The following is a 16,966-nucleotide window of genomic DNA, read 5'->3' on the forward strand; positions in this document are numbered from 1 at the left end:
GCTTAGTCGAGAACCTTGGGGACCAGGAAAAGACCGTCCTGGGCGTCGGGGGCGTTGGCCAGCAGTTCGGCGCGGCGGGCCTCCGAGGCGGTTTCGGTGACGGCGTCCTGGCGCAGGCGCAGCACGATGTCCTCATGGGCGGACAGCGGGTGGGCCAGGGGTTCGACGCCCTGGGTATCGACGGCCTGCAGCCGTTCGATCAGGTGGAGGATGCCATTGAGTTCGGCCTGCGCGTGGGCGCGCTGGTCCGGGGTCAGTTCGATTCTGGCCAGCCTGGCAATGCGGGCCACATCTGTGTCATTGAGCGCCATGGGGATTGCAAATATCGAGAAGCGGAGGCCGAGGGGAGGGACTGGGCAGTATGCACATGCCAAACCCGTTACAAAGCTTGAATAGCCTGCATTTATGCGCTATTTCCGGGGAAATTATAAGTTATGATTCACGGTTTAATCGCCGTGATGACAGGCGCACCCAGGGTTTCCCGGGTGGCACGCCCCGCGGCATGACCCCAATTCCCCCCAGAATTTAGCTGAGCTCCCATGTTCGGATTCCTGCGCAGTTATTTTTCCAGCGATATGGCGATCGACCTCGGTACCGCCAATACGCTGATCTACGTCCGCGGCAAGGGCATCGTGCTCGATGAGCCCTCCGTGGTCGCGATCCGTCATGAAGGCGGGCCTCACGGCAAGAAGATCATCCAGGCCGTCGGCCACGAAGCCAAGCAGATGCTCGGCCGCGTGCCCGGCAACATCGAGGCCATCCGGCCCATGAAGGACGGCGTCATCGCCGACTTCACGGTGACCGAGCAGATGCTCAAGCAGTTCATTCGCATGGTGCATCCCCGCAACATGCTGGCGCCCAGCCCGCGCATCATTGTGTGCGTGCCCTGCGGTTCGACCCAGGTCGAACGCCGCGCCATCCGCGAATCGGCGCTCGGCGCCGGCGCCTCGCACGTGTTCCTGATCGAGGAACCCATGGCCGCGGCCATCGGCGCCGGCCTGGCCGTCTCCGACGCCAGCGGCTCCATGGTCGTCGACATCGGCGGCGGCACCACCGAAGTGGCGGTCATTTCGCTGGGCGGCATGGTCTACAAGGGTTCGGTGCGCGTCGGCGGCGACAAGTTCGACGAGGCCATCGTCAACTACATCCGCCGCAACTACGGCATGCTGATCGGCGAGCCCACCGCCGAGCTCATCAAGAAGGAAATCGGCTCGGCCTTCCCGGGTTCCGAAGTCCGCGAGATCGAAGTCAAGGGCCGCAATCTGGCCGAAGGCGTGCCGCGCAGCTTCACGGTTTCGTCCAACGAGATCCTGGAATCGCTGACCGATCCGCTCAACCAGATCGTCTCGGCCGTCAAGATCGCCCTGGAACAGACCCCGCCCGAGCTCGGCGCCGACATCACCGACAAGGGCATCGCCCTGACCGGCGGTGGCGCGCTGCTGCGCGACCTCGACCGCCTGCTGCAGGAAGAAACCGGCTTGCCGGTGGTGGTCGCCGATGATCCCCTGACCTGCGTCGTGCGTGGTTGCGGCGAGGCGCTGGAACACCTTGAGAAACTGGGCGCCATCTTCATCAACGACTAATCCCGCCCGCCAGCCCGGAGCCCCGCTTTTCCACGGCTCCGGCCGCTGCGGGAGCAGCGGGCGCGGGTGCCCGGGCTGAGATTCATGCAACGACAAGGGACTCCTCCCCTATTCAGGCGCGGCCCTCCGGCAGAGGTGCGGCTGGTCATCCTGGTCGTCCTGGCATTGGCTTTGATCATCATGGATTCGCAGTGGCGCATGCTGGAACCGGCGCGCCGGGCGATGTCCGTGGCGTTGTATCCCTTCCAGCGCGCCGTCATGGCGCCGCGCGATCTGGTCCAGCAGGTCAACGAATGGGTCAATGCCGCCAATCTCATCCGCAGTGAAAACGAAGCCTTGCAGCGCCAGCGCATCGAGCTGGCCCAGGTGGCCACGCACGCCGCGCAGCTGGCCGCCGAAAACGCCCAATTGCGCCGCCTGCTGGGCGTGACCGACACCGTGGCGCAATCGGCCGTGGTGGTCGAGGTGCTGTACGAGCCCTCCAATGCGTTCAACCAGCGGCTGGTGTTCAACAAGGGCAGCAAGGCCGGCCTGGCGCCCGGTATGCCGGTGATCGACGAAGGCGGCGTGGTGGGCCAGATCGTGCGGGTGACGCCGATGACGGCCGAGGCCGCCCTGGTCACCGACGAGCAGGTTTCGATCCCGGTGCAATTGCTGCGCAATGGCTTGCGCCTGATCGCCTTTGGCGGGAACTCTCCTGGCAAGATGGAGGTCCGTTATCTGGCCGCCAATGCCGACATCAAGGAAGGCGATACCATTGTCACCAGTGGTGTCGGTGGGTTGTTCCCGGCCGGCTTGCCGGTGGCCAAGGTGACCTCGGTCGAACGCGATACCGCTTCGGGCTTCGCGCGCGCCGTCTGCGAGCCGCTGGCCCACCCTGAACGCTATCGCCACTTCCTGGTCCTGCAGGTGGATGTGGAACGCGCCGAATCCAACCGTCAGGAGGTCGATTCCGGTGGATCGGACTAACCAACAAGCCTCCGGGCAACCCCGCCGCCGCCTGGGGACGCCCAGCAATGTGCAGCCGGAGCGCCTGTCGGGCCCGGCGCACGGGGTGTTCGTCTGGGGCAGCATCCTGCTGGTGTGGCTGGCGTCGCTGCTGCCGTGGCGCCTGTGGCAGGGCGCGCCCGATGTGCTGATCCTGATCATCGCCTTCTGGTGCGTGCATGAACCGCGCCGTGTCGGCCTGTTCACCGCATTCTGCTTCGGCTTGCTGATGGACGTGCACGATGCTGGCCTGCTGGGCGAACACGCGCTGTCCTACACCCTGGTCGCCTATGGCGCCGTGGTGCTGCATCGCCGCCTGCAACGCTTCGATCTCTGGAGCCAGGCAATGCATATGTTGCCGGTCTTCCTGATCGCGCGGTTGCTGACCCAGGTCATCCATGCCTGGCTGGCCGGCAAGTGGCCGGGCTGGGATTGGGGCGTCAGCGTGGCCATCACCGCCGCCCTGTGGCCGCTGGCGGGCTGGGTGCTGCATTTGCCGCAGCGCGCCGACGACGACGCCGAATCTTCCTCCGCCTGACGGCGGCGCCGCGTCCCATGTTCGAATTCAAGAAAACCGGTCAGCAGCAGAAGCAGCGCTTCCGCCTGCGCGCCTGGGTGGGCGGCATCTTCGCGCTGGCCTGCTTCGGCGTGCTGGTGGGCCGGTTCTGGTATCTGCAGGTCGACCGCTACGAAGGCCTGTCCGAGCGCGCCGACCGCAACCGTATCGCGGTGGTGCCGATCCCGCCGCGCCGCGGCGAGATCCTCGACCGCAACGGCGCGGTGCTGGCCCGCAATTACCGCACCTACACGCTGGAAGTGGTGCCGGCGCAGGCCGGCAACATGAACGCCCTGTTCGAGCGCCTGACCCAGGTGGTCTATATCAGCCCGGCCGACCAGCGCCGCTTCAAGCGGCGCGCGGCCGAATCCAGCCGCTATGCCAGCCTGCAACTGCGCAACAATCTCAATGATACCGAGGCGGCCTGGTTCGCCGCCCACGCCTTCCAGTTCCCCGGCGTCGAGTTGCGCGCGCGTTGGGTGCGCGAGTACCCGCAAGGGCAGTCCGCCGCCCACGTGGTCGGCTATATCGGCCGCATCGCCGAGGGCGATATCGAGGAACTCGAGCGCGGCGGCCAGTTGGGCAACTATCGTGGCACCGACGTCATCGGCAAGAAAGGCATCGAGAAAACCTGGGAAGAAGCGCTGCATGGCCGCACCGGTCTCGAAGAAGTCGAAGTGACGGCCGGTGGCCGGCCGATGCGTACCTTGCGCCGCATCGACCCGGTGCCCGGATCGGACATCATGCTGTCGATCGACATGGGCCTGCAGAAAGTGGCTGAGGACGCCTTCGAAGGCCAGCGCGGCGCGTTGGTGGCGATCGATCCCGATACCGGCGAGGTGCTGGCCTTCGTGTCGCAGCCGTCGTTCGACCCGAACCTGTTCGTCGATGGCATCGACGTGGACAACTGGCGCATGCTGAACGAGTCGCCGGACCATCCGTTGATCAATCGGCCGCTGTACGGCACCTATCCGATCGGTTCGACCTACAAGCCCTTCGTCGGCCTGGCGGCGCTGGAGCTGGGCAAGCGCCGCGCCACGGACCGCATCTCCGACCCGGGCTATTTCGAGTTCGGCGGCCAGAAGTTCCGCAACGCCGGTGGCGCCGCCTATGGCATGACCGACATGCACAAGGCCATTGTGGTGTCCTCGGACACCTACTTCTATTCGCTCGGCCCCGAGATCGGCGTGAACGCGCTGCACGATTTCACCAAGCAGTTCGGCTTCGGCCAGATCACCGGCATCGACCTCGAGGGCGAAAAGCGCGGCGTGTTGCCGTCCACCGAATGGAAGCGCGCAGCCTACAAGGACAAGGAACGCCAGCGCTGGTACGCCGGCGAGACCATTTCGGTGGCGGTGGGCCAGGGCTACAACGCCTTCACCCTGTTGCAGTTGGCGCAGGGCACCTCGACCCTGGCCAACAACGGCCTCTACCGCCGTCCGCACCTGGTGCATGCGGTGCGCGATCCGCGCTCCGGCGTGGCCAACCCCACCGAGTCCACGCCCGACTACCGCATTCCGCTCAAGCAGGCCAACGTCGACGTCATCAAGAACGCCATGGCCGATGTGGTCCGGGTCGGCACCGCGCGTCGCGCCTTCGCCAACGCGCCCTACCAGGCCGCCGGCAAGACCGGCACGGCCCAGGTGTTCAGCCTGCGCGGCGGTCACTACCGCGCCAGCGCCATCGACGAGCGCTTGCGCGACCATGCGCTGTTCATGGGTTTCGCGCCGCTAGAGCATCCCCGCATCGCCGTCGCGCTGATCGTCGAAAATGCCGGCTGGGGCGCCAGCGTGGCCGCGCCGGTGGCGCGCAAGGTATTCGACTATTGGCTGGCCAAGGAGCGTCAGGACAAGAGCGCGGGGCCGGACCACAACCCGGCCCTGGCCTCTGTCGAAACCATAACTTCCGACGTGGTGCGCCAACGATGAAGCGTCTCGGCCTGATCCTGCTGCGCGTCTTCACCGCCTTCGACTGGCCGCTGCTGGCCATTTTGCTGATGTTTGCCGCGCTCGGCCTGACCGTCATGCATTCGGCGGTGGGCGGCACCGACTGGCGCTTCGCCGAGCAGTCGCGCAACTTCATCATCGCTTTCTTCGCCATGTGGATGATGGCGCTGATTCCGCCCAAGTGGCTGATGAAACTGGCGCTGCCATTCTATGTGGTGGGGGTGGTGCTGCTGCTGGGCGTGGAGTTCTTCGGCGAAACCAGCAAGGGCGCGACGCGCTGGCTCAACCTGGGCGTGACCCGCATCCAGCCTTCCGAGATGATGAAGATCGCCGTGCCCATGATGCTGGCCTGGTACTTCCAGCGCCACGAGGGCGCGGTGCGCATCCGCGACTTCCTGGCCGCCGCCGCGATGCTGGCGGCGCCTTTTGGCCTGATCGTGCTGCAGCCCGACCTGGGCACCGCGCTGCTGGTGTTCGGCGCCGGCTTCTTCGTCATCTACTTCGCCGGCCTGTCGTTCAAGCTGCTGGTCCCGGTGATGTTGGCCGGCGTCATCGCCATCGGCACGCTGGTCTACTACGAAGACCAGTTGTGCGAGCCGGACGTCAGCTGGGTGGTACTGCACGATTACCAGAAGCACCGCGTCTGCACCCTGCTAAACCCCAGCTCCGACCCGCTCGGCAAGGGCTTTCACACGATCCAGTCGATGATCGCGGTGGGTTCGGGCGGCGTCTACGGCAAGGGCTATATGAAGGGCACGCAGACCCACCTGGACTTCATCCCCGAACGCACCACCGACTTCATTTTCGCCGTCTACGCCGAGGAGTTCGGCCTGTACGGCGGCATCGCCATCCTGGTGCTGTATGGCCTGATGATGGCGCGCGGCCTGACCATCGCCTCGCGCGCCTCATCACAGTTCGGGCGATTACTGTCCGGGGCGCTGACGATGATGCTGTTCATCTACGTGTTCGTGAATGTGGGGATGGTGACGGGGATCCTGCCGGTCGTCGGCGTGCCGCTACCGTTCATGAGTTATGGCGGCACGGCGTTGTTCACCATGGGGATCGCGTTCGGGATCATGATGAGCATCAGCCGGCATCGGTCGGTCAAGAGCTGAGCTTTTTTCTTCGTAGGCCGCCCGGGGCGGTGTTCGCTGTGCGCCAATTTCTCGACGCCACACATCGCGTATGCCCAAAAAGGCCGCCCGCGCGGCCGGCTTTGGGCGGGCCCCGCAAGATCCTCCTATTCCCCTCCGCTGCTGGCCAAAACGCCAAGCACACAGTCCGCCCCTGCAACGGTGAAACCGAGATGACGTGAGCCCGTTGCGTTGGCGGCCGGGGACGGCGGGGCGTGTAGATGCGCCCGAGGGAAACCGTAGGGAGCCGAAGGCGTACGAGGTTGACGCAGGGGCAGTCCGGAGCGAAGGCTCCGGACCGCAATCGTAGCCCCGCCGTCCCCGGCCGCCAACGCAACGGGCGGCTCAAGAACCCTCAAGCCGCCCGCAAACACAAACACCCGACAAACCCTCAAGGCAACGCGTCAGCCACCCCAAGGTCCACAGCCAACTTCTTCAACCCCTCCCAGATAGGCGGAGCGAATTCCAGCGAGTCGGCGTTCAGCTCCCGATTGCGAGCCTCGTACTCGCCCGGGTACTGAACCCCATCCACGCCCGGTTGCGGCGGGCAGGCATGCAGGTAGTCGATGAACGCGCCCACTTCCATCGAGCGCCAGTCCGTATTGAAGTCCACCTGCGGATCCAGCAGCAGCGCGAACATGTTGTTCGTCGCCACCCCGTTACGGGGGTGCTCCGGCTGGATCGTGCCGCCGCCGGACAGCACGCCCGCCAGCAGCTCGGCCACCAGGCCCATCGCGTAACCCTTGTGGCCGCCGAACGGCAGCAGCGCGCCCGGCGGATCGGTGAACAGCGCGCCCGGGTCCGTGGTCGGATTGCCATGCGCATCGATCAGCGACCCCGGCGGCGCCTGCTCGCCCTTGGCCGCCAACACGCGAGCCCGGTTGACCGCGATCGAGCTGGTCGCCATGTCGACGATGAACGGCGGGCGGCCGCCCGGCAGCGGGCCGGCGAAGCACAGCGGATTGGTCGTCAGGCAGGCGCGCGCGCCGCCGAACGGCGCCACCGTGGGCGCGCGGTTGACCACGTTGGTGAACGCCAGCAGGATCAGGCCGTTGGCCGCCACCATCTCGCCATAATGGCCCATGCGGCCCAGGTGATGGCTGCGGCGCAGCGTCACGATGCACTGGCCGTGCTGCTGCGTGCGCTCGATGGCCTTCTCGATCACGACTTTGCCGACGTACTGGCCCAGGCCGTTATGGCCGTCGTAGGCCAGCATGGCGCCGCGGTCGTTGAGCAGTTCGGGGCGGCCGTCGGCCTGGGCCAGGCCTTCGCCCAGCACGCGCCGGTAGTTGGTCAGGATCGACAGGCCGTGGCTGGTGTAGCCGACCCGGTCGGACTCCACCAGATGCTCGGCCACGTCCCGGGCGATGTCTTGCGGCACGCCTTGCGCCATCAGCACGCGGCGGCCGTATTCGTTGGCTTGGGCAATGGAGATCTTCATGGCGCGGCCTCTTTACAGCCAGCCCAGCCAGCGCCAGTAGGTCATGCCCATCAGCATCATCAACGCGTAGCCGATGATGGTGACCAGGATCCCGACCTTGGCGAACTGCTTGGCGTTGAAGGTTTCCGTGCCCAGGCACACCATGTTCTGCGGCGCGTTGATCGGCAGGATGAAGCCATAGCTCACCACGAAACCCAGCAGCATGGTCATGCCCAGGCGGCTGAAGTCGCCGGGCAGCGTGGCCAGCACCGAGATCAGGATCGGCAGCATGGCCGAGGTCAGCGCGGTGGCGCTGGCAAAACCCAGGTGGATGATGATCAGGAAGGCCGACAGGATGGCGAAGATCGCCAGCGGGCCGAGATGGTCCAGCCCCGTGTGCGCCACCACCTGGTTGCCGAGCCACTGGCCGGCCTGCGTGGTCAGCAACGCGGTGCCCAGGCTGATGCCGACGCCGAACACGATTACCGTGCCCCATGGGATGCGCGACTGCACGTCTTTCCATGTCATCACGCCAAAGCGCGGCAGCAGCAGCAGCACCAGGCCGAAGTAGGTGGTGGACGTGGTGTCGAACTTGTGCAACTTGCCTTCGGTGGACCAGAACAGCAGCAGCATGACGGACACGGCCATCAGGCGCTTTTGCGCACTGGACATGGGGCCCAGTTCCAGCAGCGACTTCTCGACCGCTTCCTTGCCCCCGGCGATGCTGTCGCTTTCCGGCGGCAGCAGCTTGAGCACGATGATGATCAGCACGGCCGACATGATCAGCGACCAGGGGGCGCCGGCGATCAGCCAGTCCGACCAGGCCACGCGCTGGCCCAGCATCTTTTCCATGAAGCCGACCGTCAGCAGGTTCTGCGCGGCGGCCGTCTGGATGCCGACGTTCCAGATACTGGTGGCCTGCGCGACGATGATCATGATGCCGGCGGCGATGTTAGAGCGCCGGTCCACGCCGAAGGCCGCGATCACGCCCATCATGATGGGCACCACGGCGGCGCTGCGGGCGGTGGCGCTGGGAACCACCAGACTCAACACGATGGTCACGGCGATACATCCGACCAGGATACGGCGCGTGCTGGTGCCGACCTTGGACAGCGTCACCAGCGCGATGCGCCGGTCCAGCCCGGTGAAGGTCATGGCCGCGGCGATGAACAGGGCGCCGGTCACCAGCGCCAGCGCCGAATTGGAGAAACCCGTCAGCGCCATGCTGATGGCGGCCGAGGTGCCATAGACGACCTGTGGGTCCTTGATGGTGGGCGCGGTGCCCAGCAGGAAGGCCATCAGCGTCGTGATCATGATGGCGCTGGCTTCATAGGAAACGGCTTCCGTGATCCACACCACCACCGCGAACGCCAGGATGGCCAGCATGCGATGGCCGGCAACCGGCAGATCGGCCGGCAGTGGCAGCATCAGCACGCCGATCATGACGAGGAAGCCGGCCACCAGACCGATCGGAATTTTTGTTTTCTTGGGGGCTTGCGAGGCAGGGACAGCGGTTTCCGCGGTCATATCCATCTCCGGTTGAGGTCAAACTGACGGTACGCCGCTCTCAAGCCTGGGGCTCAATCAAAGCGAAGTACCGGCGCTACAGAATGATCGTGACGGCAGTAAGGAAAACCCGTATTGATGCGTGTCAATCCGAGGGGGAATCGTGCTTGTCGGAAACCTGTCAAGGGGATTATGCTCGTCGGCCCTCGATACTCGCAACCCTGCGAATGTTGCGTAAAAACAAACAAATAAGCGAACGGCAGGGATTCTTGAGGATTAATTCGCTCGTGTTAATAAGCAAATCGGCCGCCTGCCGGCATCAACCCAGGGCCAGGCGCAGCTGTTCGTCCAGATGCAGCGTGGGGGCGACGCGCCATCCGCTCTGGGCGTAGCGCAGCCAGCGTCCCAGCACCAGGTGGGTCAGCAGGCTTGCATGCGCGGCCACATTGGCTTCGGGCGGCAGGCCGCCGTCGGTGACGGCGATGCGCAGCGACTGCTTCAAGGATGCCTCGATGCGGTCATTGATGTGATTGATCCGTTCCTGCAGGCGGTTGTCCTCGGTGACCAGGGCGTCGCCTGTCAGGACCCGCGTCATGCCGCGGTTGCGTTCCGAGAACGTCAACAGCATCGCCACCGTCTGGTGGGCCTGTGACAGGCCATAGGGTTCGGCGCTGGCGATCTGATTCACAAGCGTGAAGATGCTGGTTTCGATGAATTCGATCAGCCCTTCGAACATCTGCGCCTTGCTGGCGAAATGGCGATAGAGAGCCGCTTCCGAGACCGCCAGGCGCGCGGCCAGCGCCGCCGTGGTGATGCGCGAGGCGTGCGGCTGCTCCAGCATCTCGGCCAGGGTCTGCAGAATCTGGGTCTTGCGCTCGCCGGGTTTGCTCGCCATGGACGGGTCTGGTGTTACGCAGGCTGACGGTGGAAGTGGGAAACGCGCCGGCGCTCAACCCCGCAGGGGGCGCCGGCGCAGCAGCAGATCACTGACGGAGTTTACCCGCAAGTCGACGTAGGCCGGCCGCTGCGAGCGGCCCCGGGCGAAGGGCGTGCCGGGATGGAATACATGCACGGTGCGCAGCCCCGCGCGGCGGGCGCCGCGCAGGTTGGCGAGCGTGTCTTCGACCAGCACCGCCTGGCGCGCCGGCACGCCTTCGCGCGCCAGCACGTGGCGCAGCAGCGCGGGCGAGGGCTTGGGGCGGAATTCGCCATGCAGGCGCATGTGCTCGATCGCCCACAGACTGTCGAACTGGCGCAGGATGCCCAGGCGCCGCAGCACGGCGCGCGCGTAATGCAGCGGCGCGTTGGTCAGCAGCACCTTGCGGCCGGGCAGTTGCCGCAGCTTGTAGGCCAGCGCCTTCTCGGCGCGCACCAGCGGGCCGACGTCGAAGTCATGGCTGCGGTGCAGGAAGGCGTGCGGGTCGATGCCGTGGTGGCGCACCATGCCGATCATCGTTGCGCCATAGCGCTGCCAGTACTGCTTGCGCACGGCGTTGGCGGTGTCGATGTCCACATCCAGCGCCTCGGCCACGGCCATGGTCATGCCGTGGTCGATCTGCGGAAAGATGGCGTGGGAAGTGTCGTGGAGCGTGTTGTCCAGATCAAACAGCCACAGGCGCCCGGGGGCGCCCGTGGCCGTGCGGCGCGAGCGGCGCTGGCGCACCGCCGGCCGCAGCAGGGTGCGCAGCGCCCGCATCAGTGCGAACTGATCATCGTGCCGACGCCTTGGTCGGTCAAGATTTCCAGCAGCAGGCAGTGCGGCACGCGGCCGTCGACGATGTGCACCGAGTTGACGCCGTTCTTGGCGGCGTCCAGGGCGGACGAAATCTTGGGCAACATGCCGCCCGAGATGGTGCCGTCGGCGAACAGTTCGTCGATGGTCTGGGCCGACAGGCTGCGCAGCAGCTTGCCGCCCTTGTCCAGCACGCCCGGGGTGTTGGTCAGCATCAGCAGCTTTTCGGCGCCCAGGACTTCGGCCATCTTGCCGGCGACGACGTCGGCATTGATGTTGTAGGCGGTGCCGTCCTCGCCGTAGCCGATGGGCGAGATGACCGGGATGAACTGGTCATCCTGCAGGGCCTTGACCACCGCCGGCTCGACCAGGGTGATGTCGCCGACGAAACCGATGTCGATCGGCTCGGCGGGATTGTCCTTGTTGGCCATCAGCTTTTTCTGGGCCTGGATCAGTCCACCGTCCTTGCCGGTCAGGCCCACGGCCTTGCCACCGACTTCGTTGATCATCATGACGATGTCCTGCTGGACCTGGCCGCCCAGCACCCATTCGACCACTTCCATGGTCTCGGCATCGGTGACGCGCATGCCCTGGATGAACGTGCCTTGCTTGCCGATGCGGCGCAGCGCATCGTCGATCTGCGGACCGCCGCCGTGCACCACGACCGGGTTCAGACCCACCAGCTTGAGCAACACCACGTCATGCGCGAAGCTGCGCTGCAGGCGCTCTTCCGTCATGGCGTTGCCGCCGTACTTGACCACGATGGTTTTGCCGTGGAATCGTCGGATATAAGGCAGCGCTTCGGAGAGCACGGCGGCTTTGACAGCGGGAGACGAGACGGCAGCAGGGTCGGGGGTGTCGGTCATGGCAGCGAAGTCGGCAATAAGTAGGTATGAGAGTTAGAGGTTGAAAGCCCGCGCCGATGATGGCGCCTAGGCATTGCCCCCCATGGGGGCGTGGGGTCCGGCAGTAAAAAATGCCTGCACAGGAACGCGTTGGCAACGCGGTAGCGCAAGCATACGACGGATTGTAGTACCCGCAGGTTGCTTATGCTTTAAACCCATGTCTTTATGCCCGACAAATAACCGGCATTCGGGTAAATTGGGGGCGTTTTCGCAACGGAGCGCCCCTCACGAGGGGGCCTCTCCCTCCCGGCTGGGCATATGCCCCTAATTTCTACTTATAAAAGAGGCAACTCATGCGTTTGAATTTCGTCCGTTCCGCCCTGGTGGCGTCGGCCTTGCTGGTGGCGGCCACCGCCGCCCATGCCGAAAAAATCGTCGTCGGCGCCACCCAGGTCCCGCATGCGGAGATCCTGGAAGTGGTCAAGCCGCAGCTGGCCAAGGAAGGGGTGGAGCTCGACATCAAGGTGTTCAACGACTACGTGCAGCCCAACCTGCAACTGGTCGACAAGCAGCTCGACGCCAACTTCTTCCAGCACAAGCCGTACCTGGACACCTTCAACAAGGACCGCAAGGCCACGCTGGTGCCGGTCGCCCTGGTGCACGTCGAGCCTTTCGGCGGCTACTCCAAGAAGATCAAGAGCCTGTCCGAACTGAAGGACGGCGCCATCGTCGCCATTCCCAACGACCCGTCCAACGGCGGCCGCGCACTGGTGCTGCTGCAGAAGCAGGGCATCATCAAGCTGAAGGACCCGGCCAACATCCTGGCGACCGCTGCCGACGTGACCGACAACCCCAAGAAACTGAAATTCCGCGAACTCGAGGCCGCCATGCTGCCGCGCTCGCTGGACGACGTCGACCTGGCCCTGATCAACACCAACTACGCGCTGGAAGCCGGCCTGGTGCCGACCAAGGACGCGCTGTTCATCGAGGGCTCGGATTCGCCGTACGCCAACATCCTGGTGACCCGCTCGGACAACAAGGACGCGCCGGGGATCAAGAAGCTGGTCAACGCGCTGCATTCGCCCGAGGTGAAGAAGTTCATCGTCGAGAAATACAAGGGCGCCGTGGTGCCGGCGTTCTGATCTCGACCCGGCCCTGACCCTTTGCCTGAACCGCCCGCGCATGCGGGCGGTTTCTTTTTTGGGTGGCGGTTGGGGGCGAGGCGCCGTACCGAGCAGTCACGCGTGGTGGGAGGTGCCCAATGAAAAACCGCCCGGCGAGCGGGCGGTTCATGGCGGGAACCGGGCTCAGCCCGCGGCCAGCGCCTTTTCGACGGTGGCGTGGAATTGCGCCACGTCGTACTCGCCCAGGTAGCGCTTGATGATGCGTCCCTGCTTGTCGATGAGGAATGCCGTGGGTGTCAGGCGGATGTCGCCGAAGGCGCGGGCGATGTCGCCCTTGGTGTCCAGCGCCACCGGGAACGGCAGCTTGCGGCTTTCGGCGAAGTTCAGCACGTAGTTGGGCGGATCGTAGTCCATGGCCACCGCGATCGCCTCGTAGCCCTTGCCCGCGTACTCGTTGTAGGCGGAGATGGTCTCGGGCATCTGCTTGACGCAGGTGACGCAGCTGGTGGCCCAGAACTTCACCAGTACCACCTTGCCGCGCAAGTCCTGCATGGAGAAGGTCTTGCCTTCCAGCGTGGTGAAGGTGACGTTCGGCGCGGTCTGCGCCGGGCGCATGACGAACCAGGCGCCGATACCGACCGCCACCAGGACGGCCAGGGCTACGATGGCTTTTTTCATTTGATGGGCATGGCCTCTACGGCACTGCCACCGCTGTTGGGCGCGCTGCTGTGGTCGGCAGCGCCCGCGCCGCTTTCGATGGGGGCCTTGGTTTCCGTGGTGGTCGATTGGCCGCCGCTGTTCGACAGGCGAATCGCTTCTTCACGACTGATGATTTCAAACAGTTTAACCACCTTTGTCACGCCGCTCAGGTCCGCCACCGCGTTGGCGGCGTAGTCACTCTCGGCCTGCGTCACCTTGCCCATCAGGTAGACCACGCTGTGGTCAGTAGTGACGGCGATGGTGCCGGAGGGCACGTACTTGGTATTGAGCAGCGCGGTCTTGGCCTTGGAGGTGAGCCAGGTGTCGTTCGAGCGCACGCCGAAGGACGCGATCGGCCCCACGTTGAGCTGGTTGATCACCTGCTTGACGTTCTCGACGCCCTGCGCGATGGCGGTGGCCTGGGACTTGGCTTCCTCGGTGGGCACGTCGCCGGTCAGCAGCAAGTGGCCGCTGTAGGCCATGGCGTTGACGCGCGCCGTGTCGCCCAGTTTCTGCGAGATCTGGCTCTGGGCCTTGAAGGCCATGTTCTGGTCTTCGAGCTGGATGCCCGAGGTACGCCTGTCGGTCACCACCACCGCGGTGGTGGCGGCCGCGCCGCCCACGATCAGGGGGGCGCAGGCGGACAGCGACAGCGTGGCGCCGGACAGCGCCGCGGCGAGCAGCAGGGGGCGGGCGGCCGTGCGGACGTCAGAAATCATTCGGTGTCTCCAAGCAGAAGAGCGTCAATGCCGTCGCAAAGCGCATGCAGTAGCAGTATATGGACTTCCTGGATGCGCATGGTGCGATCACTGGGAACACAGAGATGGACGTCCATCGGCGTGATGAGTTCCCCCATGACGCCGCCGCCCTTGCCGGTCAGGGCCAGCACGTGCATCTCGCGGCTGGCGGCCGCTTCCATGGCGCGCACCACGTTGGGCGAATTGCCGCTGGTGGAAATGGCCACCAGCACGTCGCCGGCCTGGCCGAAGGCGTTCACCTGGCGTTCGAAGACTTCGTCGAAGCCGTAATCGTTGCCGACGGCGGTCAGGATCGAGGTGTCGGTGTTCAGGGCGATGCCGGCCAGGGGCAGGCGTTCGCGTTCGAAACGGCCCACCAGTTCGGCGATGAAATGCTGCGCGTCGGCGGCCGAACCGCCGTTGCCGCAAGCCAGAATCTTGCCGTTGTTGGCCAGGGCGCCGAACAGCACATCCACCGCGATCGCCAGCGGCTCGGCCAGCACGTTCATGCTTTGTTCGTACGTGGCCATGGCATCGCGGAAGTGCGACGTCATTCGAGAGGTCATATCCATGGGCGCGATTATCTCACGGGCCAGCCAGGATCAAGCCACCTCGAAGGCCGCGCGCAGCCACTGGACCTGGCCGCCGTCGAATACCACGGCGTCGAAGCGGGCGGCTGGCGTGGTGCCGCGCCAGTAGTGCCCGGCCAGCCGCGGCAACCAGTGCGCGGCGGCGCGCGCCAGCCGGGCCTGTTTGGCGCGGCCGATGCTGGCGGCCGCGCCGCCGTAAGTGTCGGCCTGACGCGAGCGCACCTCGACGAACACCAAGACATCGCCATCGCGCATGACCAGGTCGATCTCGCCAGCGGGGCAGGCCAGATTGCGGGCCAGCAGCACCAGGCCGGCCCCGCGCAGCAGGCGCAGCGCGGCATCTTCGTGGCTGTCGCCGACGCGTTGGCGTGGCGAGCGCCTGGGGGCGGCGCGGTCGGGCGGGCTAGGCCGCTGCGATGCGCGGCGCCGGCGCCTGGCGGCCCGGCGCCGCGCGGCCAGGGCGAGTTCGAAAGCAAAGGTGTCATTCGTCATGGCGGTCCCGAAGCGCGCAGCGATGGCGGCTACACTGGCATGGTTTTCCGCGTAAGTAGGCAGCAATGAATCAAAATGTCTCACCCCCGGTGGCCGGCGACGCCTGGGCCCGTGTCGCTGAACGCGTGGCCGGGCAGCATTGGCCCGCCTCGACGCTATACGTGGTGGCCACGCCGATCGGCAATCTGGGCGACCTGGGATTGCGCGCCTGGCATGCGTTGCTGCGCGCCGACGTGATCGCGGCGGAAGACACCCGCGCCAGTCGCACGCTGCTGGACGCCTGGGGCATCGGCACGCCGCTGATGGCGGCCCATCGGCACAATGAGGCCGCGGCGGCGCAGGCCATCTGCGAACGGCTGGCACAGGGCCAGCGGGTGGCGCTGGTGTCCGACGCCGGCGCGCCGGCGGTCAGCGATCCGGGCGCCCGCGTGGTGCGCGCGGTGCGCGAAGCCGGCTTCACGGTGGTGCCGGTGCCCGGTCCCAGCGCGGTGATCGCCGCGCTGATGGGCAGCGGCGTCACCACCGACGAGAATCCGGCCTATGCCTTTGCCGGCTTTCCGCCCCCCAAGGCCACGGCGCGTCAGCGCTGGCTGCGCACCTGGTGCGCGCTGCCTGCGCCAGTGGTGATGTTCGAATCGCCGCACCGCCTGGCGGCCACGCTGGCCGATCTGCTGGAAGTCTGCGGTCCGGCCCGCCTGTTGACCGTGGCGCGCGAACTGACCAAGCGCTTCGAGGAAATCGCCACTTTCCCGCTGGGCGAGGCCGCGGCCTGGCTGGCGGCGGACACCCATCGGGAGCAGGGGGAATTCGTGTTGATCGCGCACGCCCAGGACGGGCGCGAGGCGGACGAAGACGCCGATCCGCGCGCCGACGCCTTGCTCGATGCGCTGCTGGAAACGCTGTCGGTGCGAGACGCCTCGAAGGTCGCGGCCAAGGTCACCGGCCTGTCGCGCGATGTCCTGTACAACCGGGCCCTGGCCCGCAAGCATTCGTAATGCCCATGAACCATACCGCAGCGGCCCGCAAGCATCACGGCGAAGCGGGGGAACCGATCGTCTACCGGGACATGGTCACGCCCCTGGGCGAAATGCGCCTGGTCGCCAGCGGCAAGGGCCTGCGTGGCGCCTGGTTCACCGACCAGGCGTCGTTGCCGCCGGCCGAAGGCTGGACCCGCGCGGAATCCGATCCGATCCTGGAACAGGCGCGGCGCGAGCTGGAGGATTGGTTCGCCGGCCGGCGCCGCGATTTCGAGGTGCCGCTGGACCCGGTCGGCACGCCGTTCCAGCACGAGGTTTGGCGCGCGCTGTGCCAACTCGATCTCGGCCAGCTCGCCAGCTACGGCGAACTGGCGCGCGCCGTGGGGCGTCCCAAGGGCGCCCAGGCCATTGGCGGCGCGGTCGGCCGCAACCCGGTCATCATCATCATTCCGTGCCACCGCATCATCGGCGCCGACACTTCGCTGACCGGCTTCGGCGGCGGCCTGCCGCGCAAGCAGGCCCTGCTCAGGCACGAAGGCAGCCAATACCTGAGCCGCAATCCGCGCGCGCGCCGGGTCTGTGACGGGCAGGCGCAACTGCCATTCGAGCAACCGGCGTTCGACTGGCCGCCGGCCTGAT

At 66.1% G+C, this 16,966-nt stretch carries 18 protein-coding genes; 8 read left to right on the forward strand and 10 right to left on the reverse strand.

The annotated features are described in order from the left end of the window. Window positions 1-2 precede the first annotated feature (2 nt). Window positions 3-311, reverse strand: a complete 309-nt coding sequence (gatC, locus tag K2W61_RS10005) for an Asp-tRNA(Asn)/Glu-tRNA(Gln) amidotransferase subunit GatC (protein WP_175135054.1) — start codon at window positions 309-311, stop codon at window positions 3-5. Between the two features lie 228 nt (window positions 312-539). Here gatC and K2W61_RS10010 point away from each other — a divergent pair, with 228 nt between their 5' ends. From K2W61_RS10010 to rodA, 5 genes are all read left to right on the forward strand, one after another. After that, window positions 540-1,583 carry a rod shape-determining protein gene (locus K2W61_RS10010; RefSeq protein WP_006216320.1) on the forward strand — a complete coding sequence of 348 codons (1,044 nt, stop codon included), beginning with the start codon at window positions 540-542 and terminating at the stop codon, window positions 1,581-1,583. Between the two features lie 84 nt (window positions 1,584-1,667). Continuing rightward, complete coding sequence (gene mreC / locus K2W61_RS10015) at window positions 1,668-2,552, forward strand: rod shape-determining protein MreC (RefSeq protein ID WP_175135055.1); 885 nt, start codon at window positions 1,668-1,670, stop codon at window positions 2,550-2,552. Continuing rightward, on the forward strand, window positions 2,539-3,108 hold the full coding sequence (gene mreD / locus K2W61_RS10020; RefSeq protein WP_175135056.1) for a rod shape-determining protein MreD: 570 nt from the start codon (window positions 2,539-2,541) through the stop codon (window positions 3,106-3,108). The genes mreC and mreD overlap by 14 nt, the downstream gene beginning before the upstream one ends. 17 nt (window positions 3,109-3,125) lie before the next feature. After that, the gene (gene mrdA / locus K2W61_RS10025; RefSeq protein WP_175135057.1) at window positions 3,126-5,054 is read left to right on the forward strand and encodes a penicillin-binding protein 2; all 1,929 of its coding nucleotides are present in this window, start codon (window positions 3,126-3,128) and stop codon (window positions 5,052-5,054) included. Then, on the forward strand, window positions 5,051-6,187 hold the full coding sequence (rodA, locus tag K2W61_RS10030) for a rod shape-determining protein RodA (protein WP_175135058.1): 1,137 nt from the start codon (window positions 5,051-5,053) through the stop codon (window positions 6,185-6,187). The genes mrdA and rodA overlap by 4 nt, the downstream gene beginning before the upstream one ends. A 409-nt stretch (window positions 6,188-6,596) precedes the next feature. On the opposite strand, the gene K2W61_RS10035 is transcribed toward rodA, so the two are convergent. From K2W61_RS10035 to argB, 5 genes are all read right to left on the reverse strand, one after another. Continuing rightward, window positions 6,597-7,646 (reverse strand): Ldh family oxidoreductase, encoded by a 1,050-nt coding sequence (locus tag K2W61_RS10035; RefSeq protein WP_236755535.1) that lies wholly within the window; start codon window positions 7,644-7,646, stop codon window positions 6,597-6,599. A 12-nt stretch (window positions 7,647-7,658) separates the two neighbouring features. Next, window positions 7,659-9,152, reverse strand: a complete 1,494-nt coding sequence (locus tag K2W61_RS10040) for a DASS family sodium-coupled anion symporter (RefSeq protein WP_175135060.1) — start codon at window positions 9,150-9,152, stop codon at window positions 7,659-7,661. 298 nt (window positions 9,153-9,450) lie between these two features. Further along, the gene (gene slmA, locus K2W61_RS10045; protein WP_236755536.1) at window positions 9,451-10,026 is read right to left on the reverse strand and encodes a nucleoid occlusion factor SlmA; all 576 of its coding nucleotides are present in this window, start codon (window positions 10,024-10,026) and stop codon (window positions 9,451-9,453) included. A 54-nt stretch (window positions 10,027-10,080) separates the two neighbouring features. Further along, complete coding sequence (locus tag K2W61_RS10050) at window positions 10,081-10,827, reverse strand: pyrimidine 5'-nucleotidase (RefSeq protein ID WP_175135062.1); 747 nt, start codon at window positions 10,825-10,827, stop codon at window positions 10,081-10,083. Further along, a complete protein-coding gene (gene argB, locus K2W61_RS10055; RefSeq protein WP_175135063.1) occupies window positions 10,827-11,729 on the reverse strand; it encodes an acetylglutamate kinase in 903 nt (300 codons plus the stop codon). Before argB ends, K2W61_RS10050 begins: the two co-directional genes overlap by 1 nt. A 332-nt stretch (window positions 11,730-12,061) precedes the next feature. Here argB and K2W61_RS10060 point away from each other — a divergent pair, with 332 nt between their 5' ends. Further along, the gene (locus K2W61_RS10060; RefSeq protein ID WP_175141308.1) at window positions 12,062-12,850 is read left to right on the forward strand and encodes a MetQ/NlpA family ABC transporter substrate-binding protein; all 789 of its coding nucleotides are present in this window, start codon (window positions 12,062-12,064) and stop codon (window positions 12,848-12,850) included. 165 nt (window positions 12,851-13,015) lie between these two features. On the opposite strand, the gene K2W61_RS10065 is transcribed toward K2W61_RS10060, so the two are convergent. From K2W61_RS10065 to K2W61_RS10080, 4 genes are read right to left on the reverse strand one after another with little or no spacing between them, the layout of a single operon-like run. Next, window positions 13,016-13,510, reverse strand: coding sequence for a peroxiredoxin family protein (locus K2W61_RS10065; RefSeq protein WP_175141307.1), 495 nt, complete (start codon window positions 13,508-13,510; stop codon window positions 13,016-13,018). Then, a complete protein-coding gene (locus tag K2W61_RS10070; protein ID WP_175135066.1) occupies window positions 13,507-14,250 on the reverse strand; it encodes a BON domain-containing protein in 744 nt (247 codons plus the stop codon). Before K2W61_RS10070 ends, K2W61_RS10065 begins: the two co-directional genes overlap by 4 nt. Beyond that, window positions 14,247-14,840, reverse strand: a complete 594-nt coding sequence (locus tag K2W61_RS10075; RefSeq protein WP_006389868.1) for a phosphoheptose isomerase — start codon at window positions 14,838-14,840, stop codon at window positions 14,247-14,249. Before K2W61_RS10075 ends, K2W61_RS10070 begins: the two co-directional genes overlap by 4 nt. 30 nt (window positions 14,841-14,870) lie before the next feature. Continuing rightward, window positions 14,871-15,350 carry a YraN family protein gene (locus K2W61_RS10080; RefSeq protein ID WP_175141306.1) on the reverse strand — a complete coding sequence of 160 codons (480 nt, stop codon included), beginning with the start codon at window positions 15,348-15,350 and terminating at the stop codon, window positions 14,871-14,873. Between the two features lie 65 nt (window positions 15,351-15,415). On the opposite strand from K2W61_RS10080, the gene rsmI reads away from it, so the two are divergent. Together rsmI and K2W61_RS10090 are read left to right on the forward strand one after the other, a co-directional pair. Continuing rightward, on the forward strand, window positions 15,416-16,345 hold the full coding sequence (gene rsmI / locus K2W61_RS10085) for a 16S rRNA (cytidine(1402)-2'-O)-methyltransferase (RefSeq protein WP_175132875.1): 930 nt from the start codon (window positions 15,416-15,418) through the stop codon (window positions 16,343-16,345). A gap of 5 nt (window positions 16,346-16,350) precedes the next feature. After that, window positions 16,351-16,965 (forward strand): methylated-DNA--[protein]-cysteine S-methyltransferase, encoded by a 615-nt coding sequence (locus K2W61_RS10090; RefSeq protein ID WP_236755537.1) that lies wholly within the window; start codon window positions 16,351-16,353, stop codon window positions 16,963-16,965. The last annotated feature ends 1 nt before the right edge of the window (window position 16,966 follow it).

The organism is Achromobacter pulmonis, assembly GCF_021733725.1.
In the GTDB taxonomy this organism is placed as follows: domain Bacteria; phylum Pseudomonadota; class Gammaproteobacteria; order Burkholderiales; family Burkholderiaceae_B; genus Achromobacter; species Achromobacter pulmonis.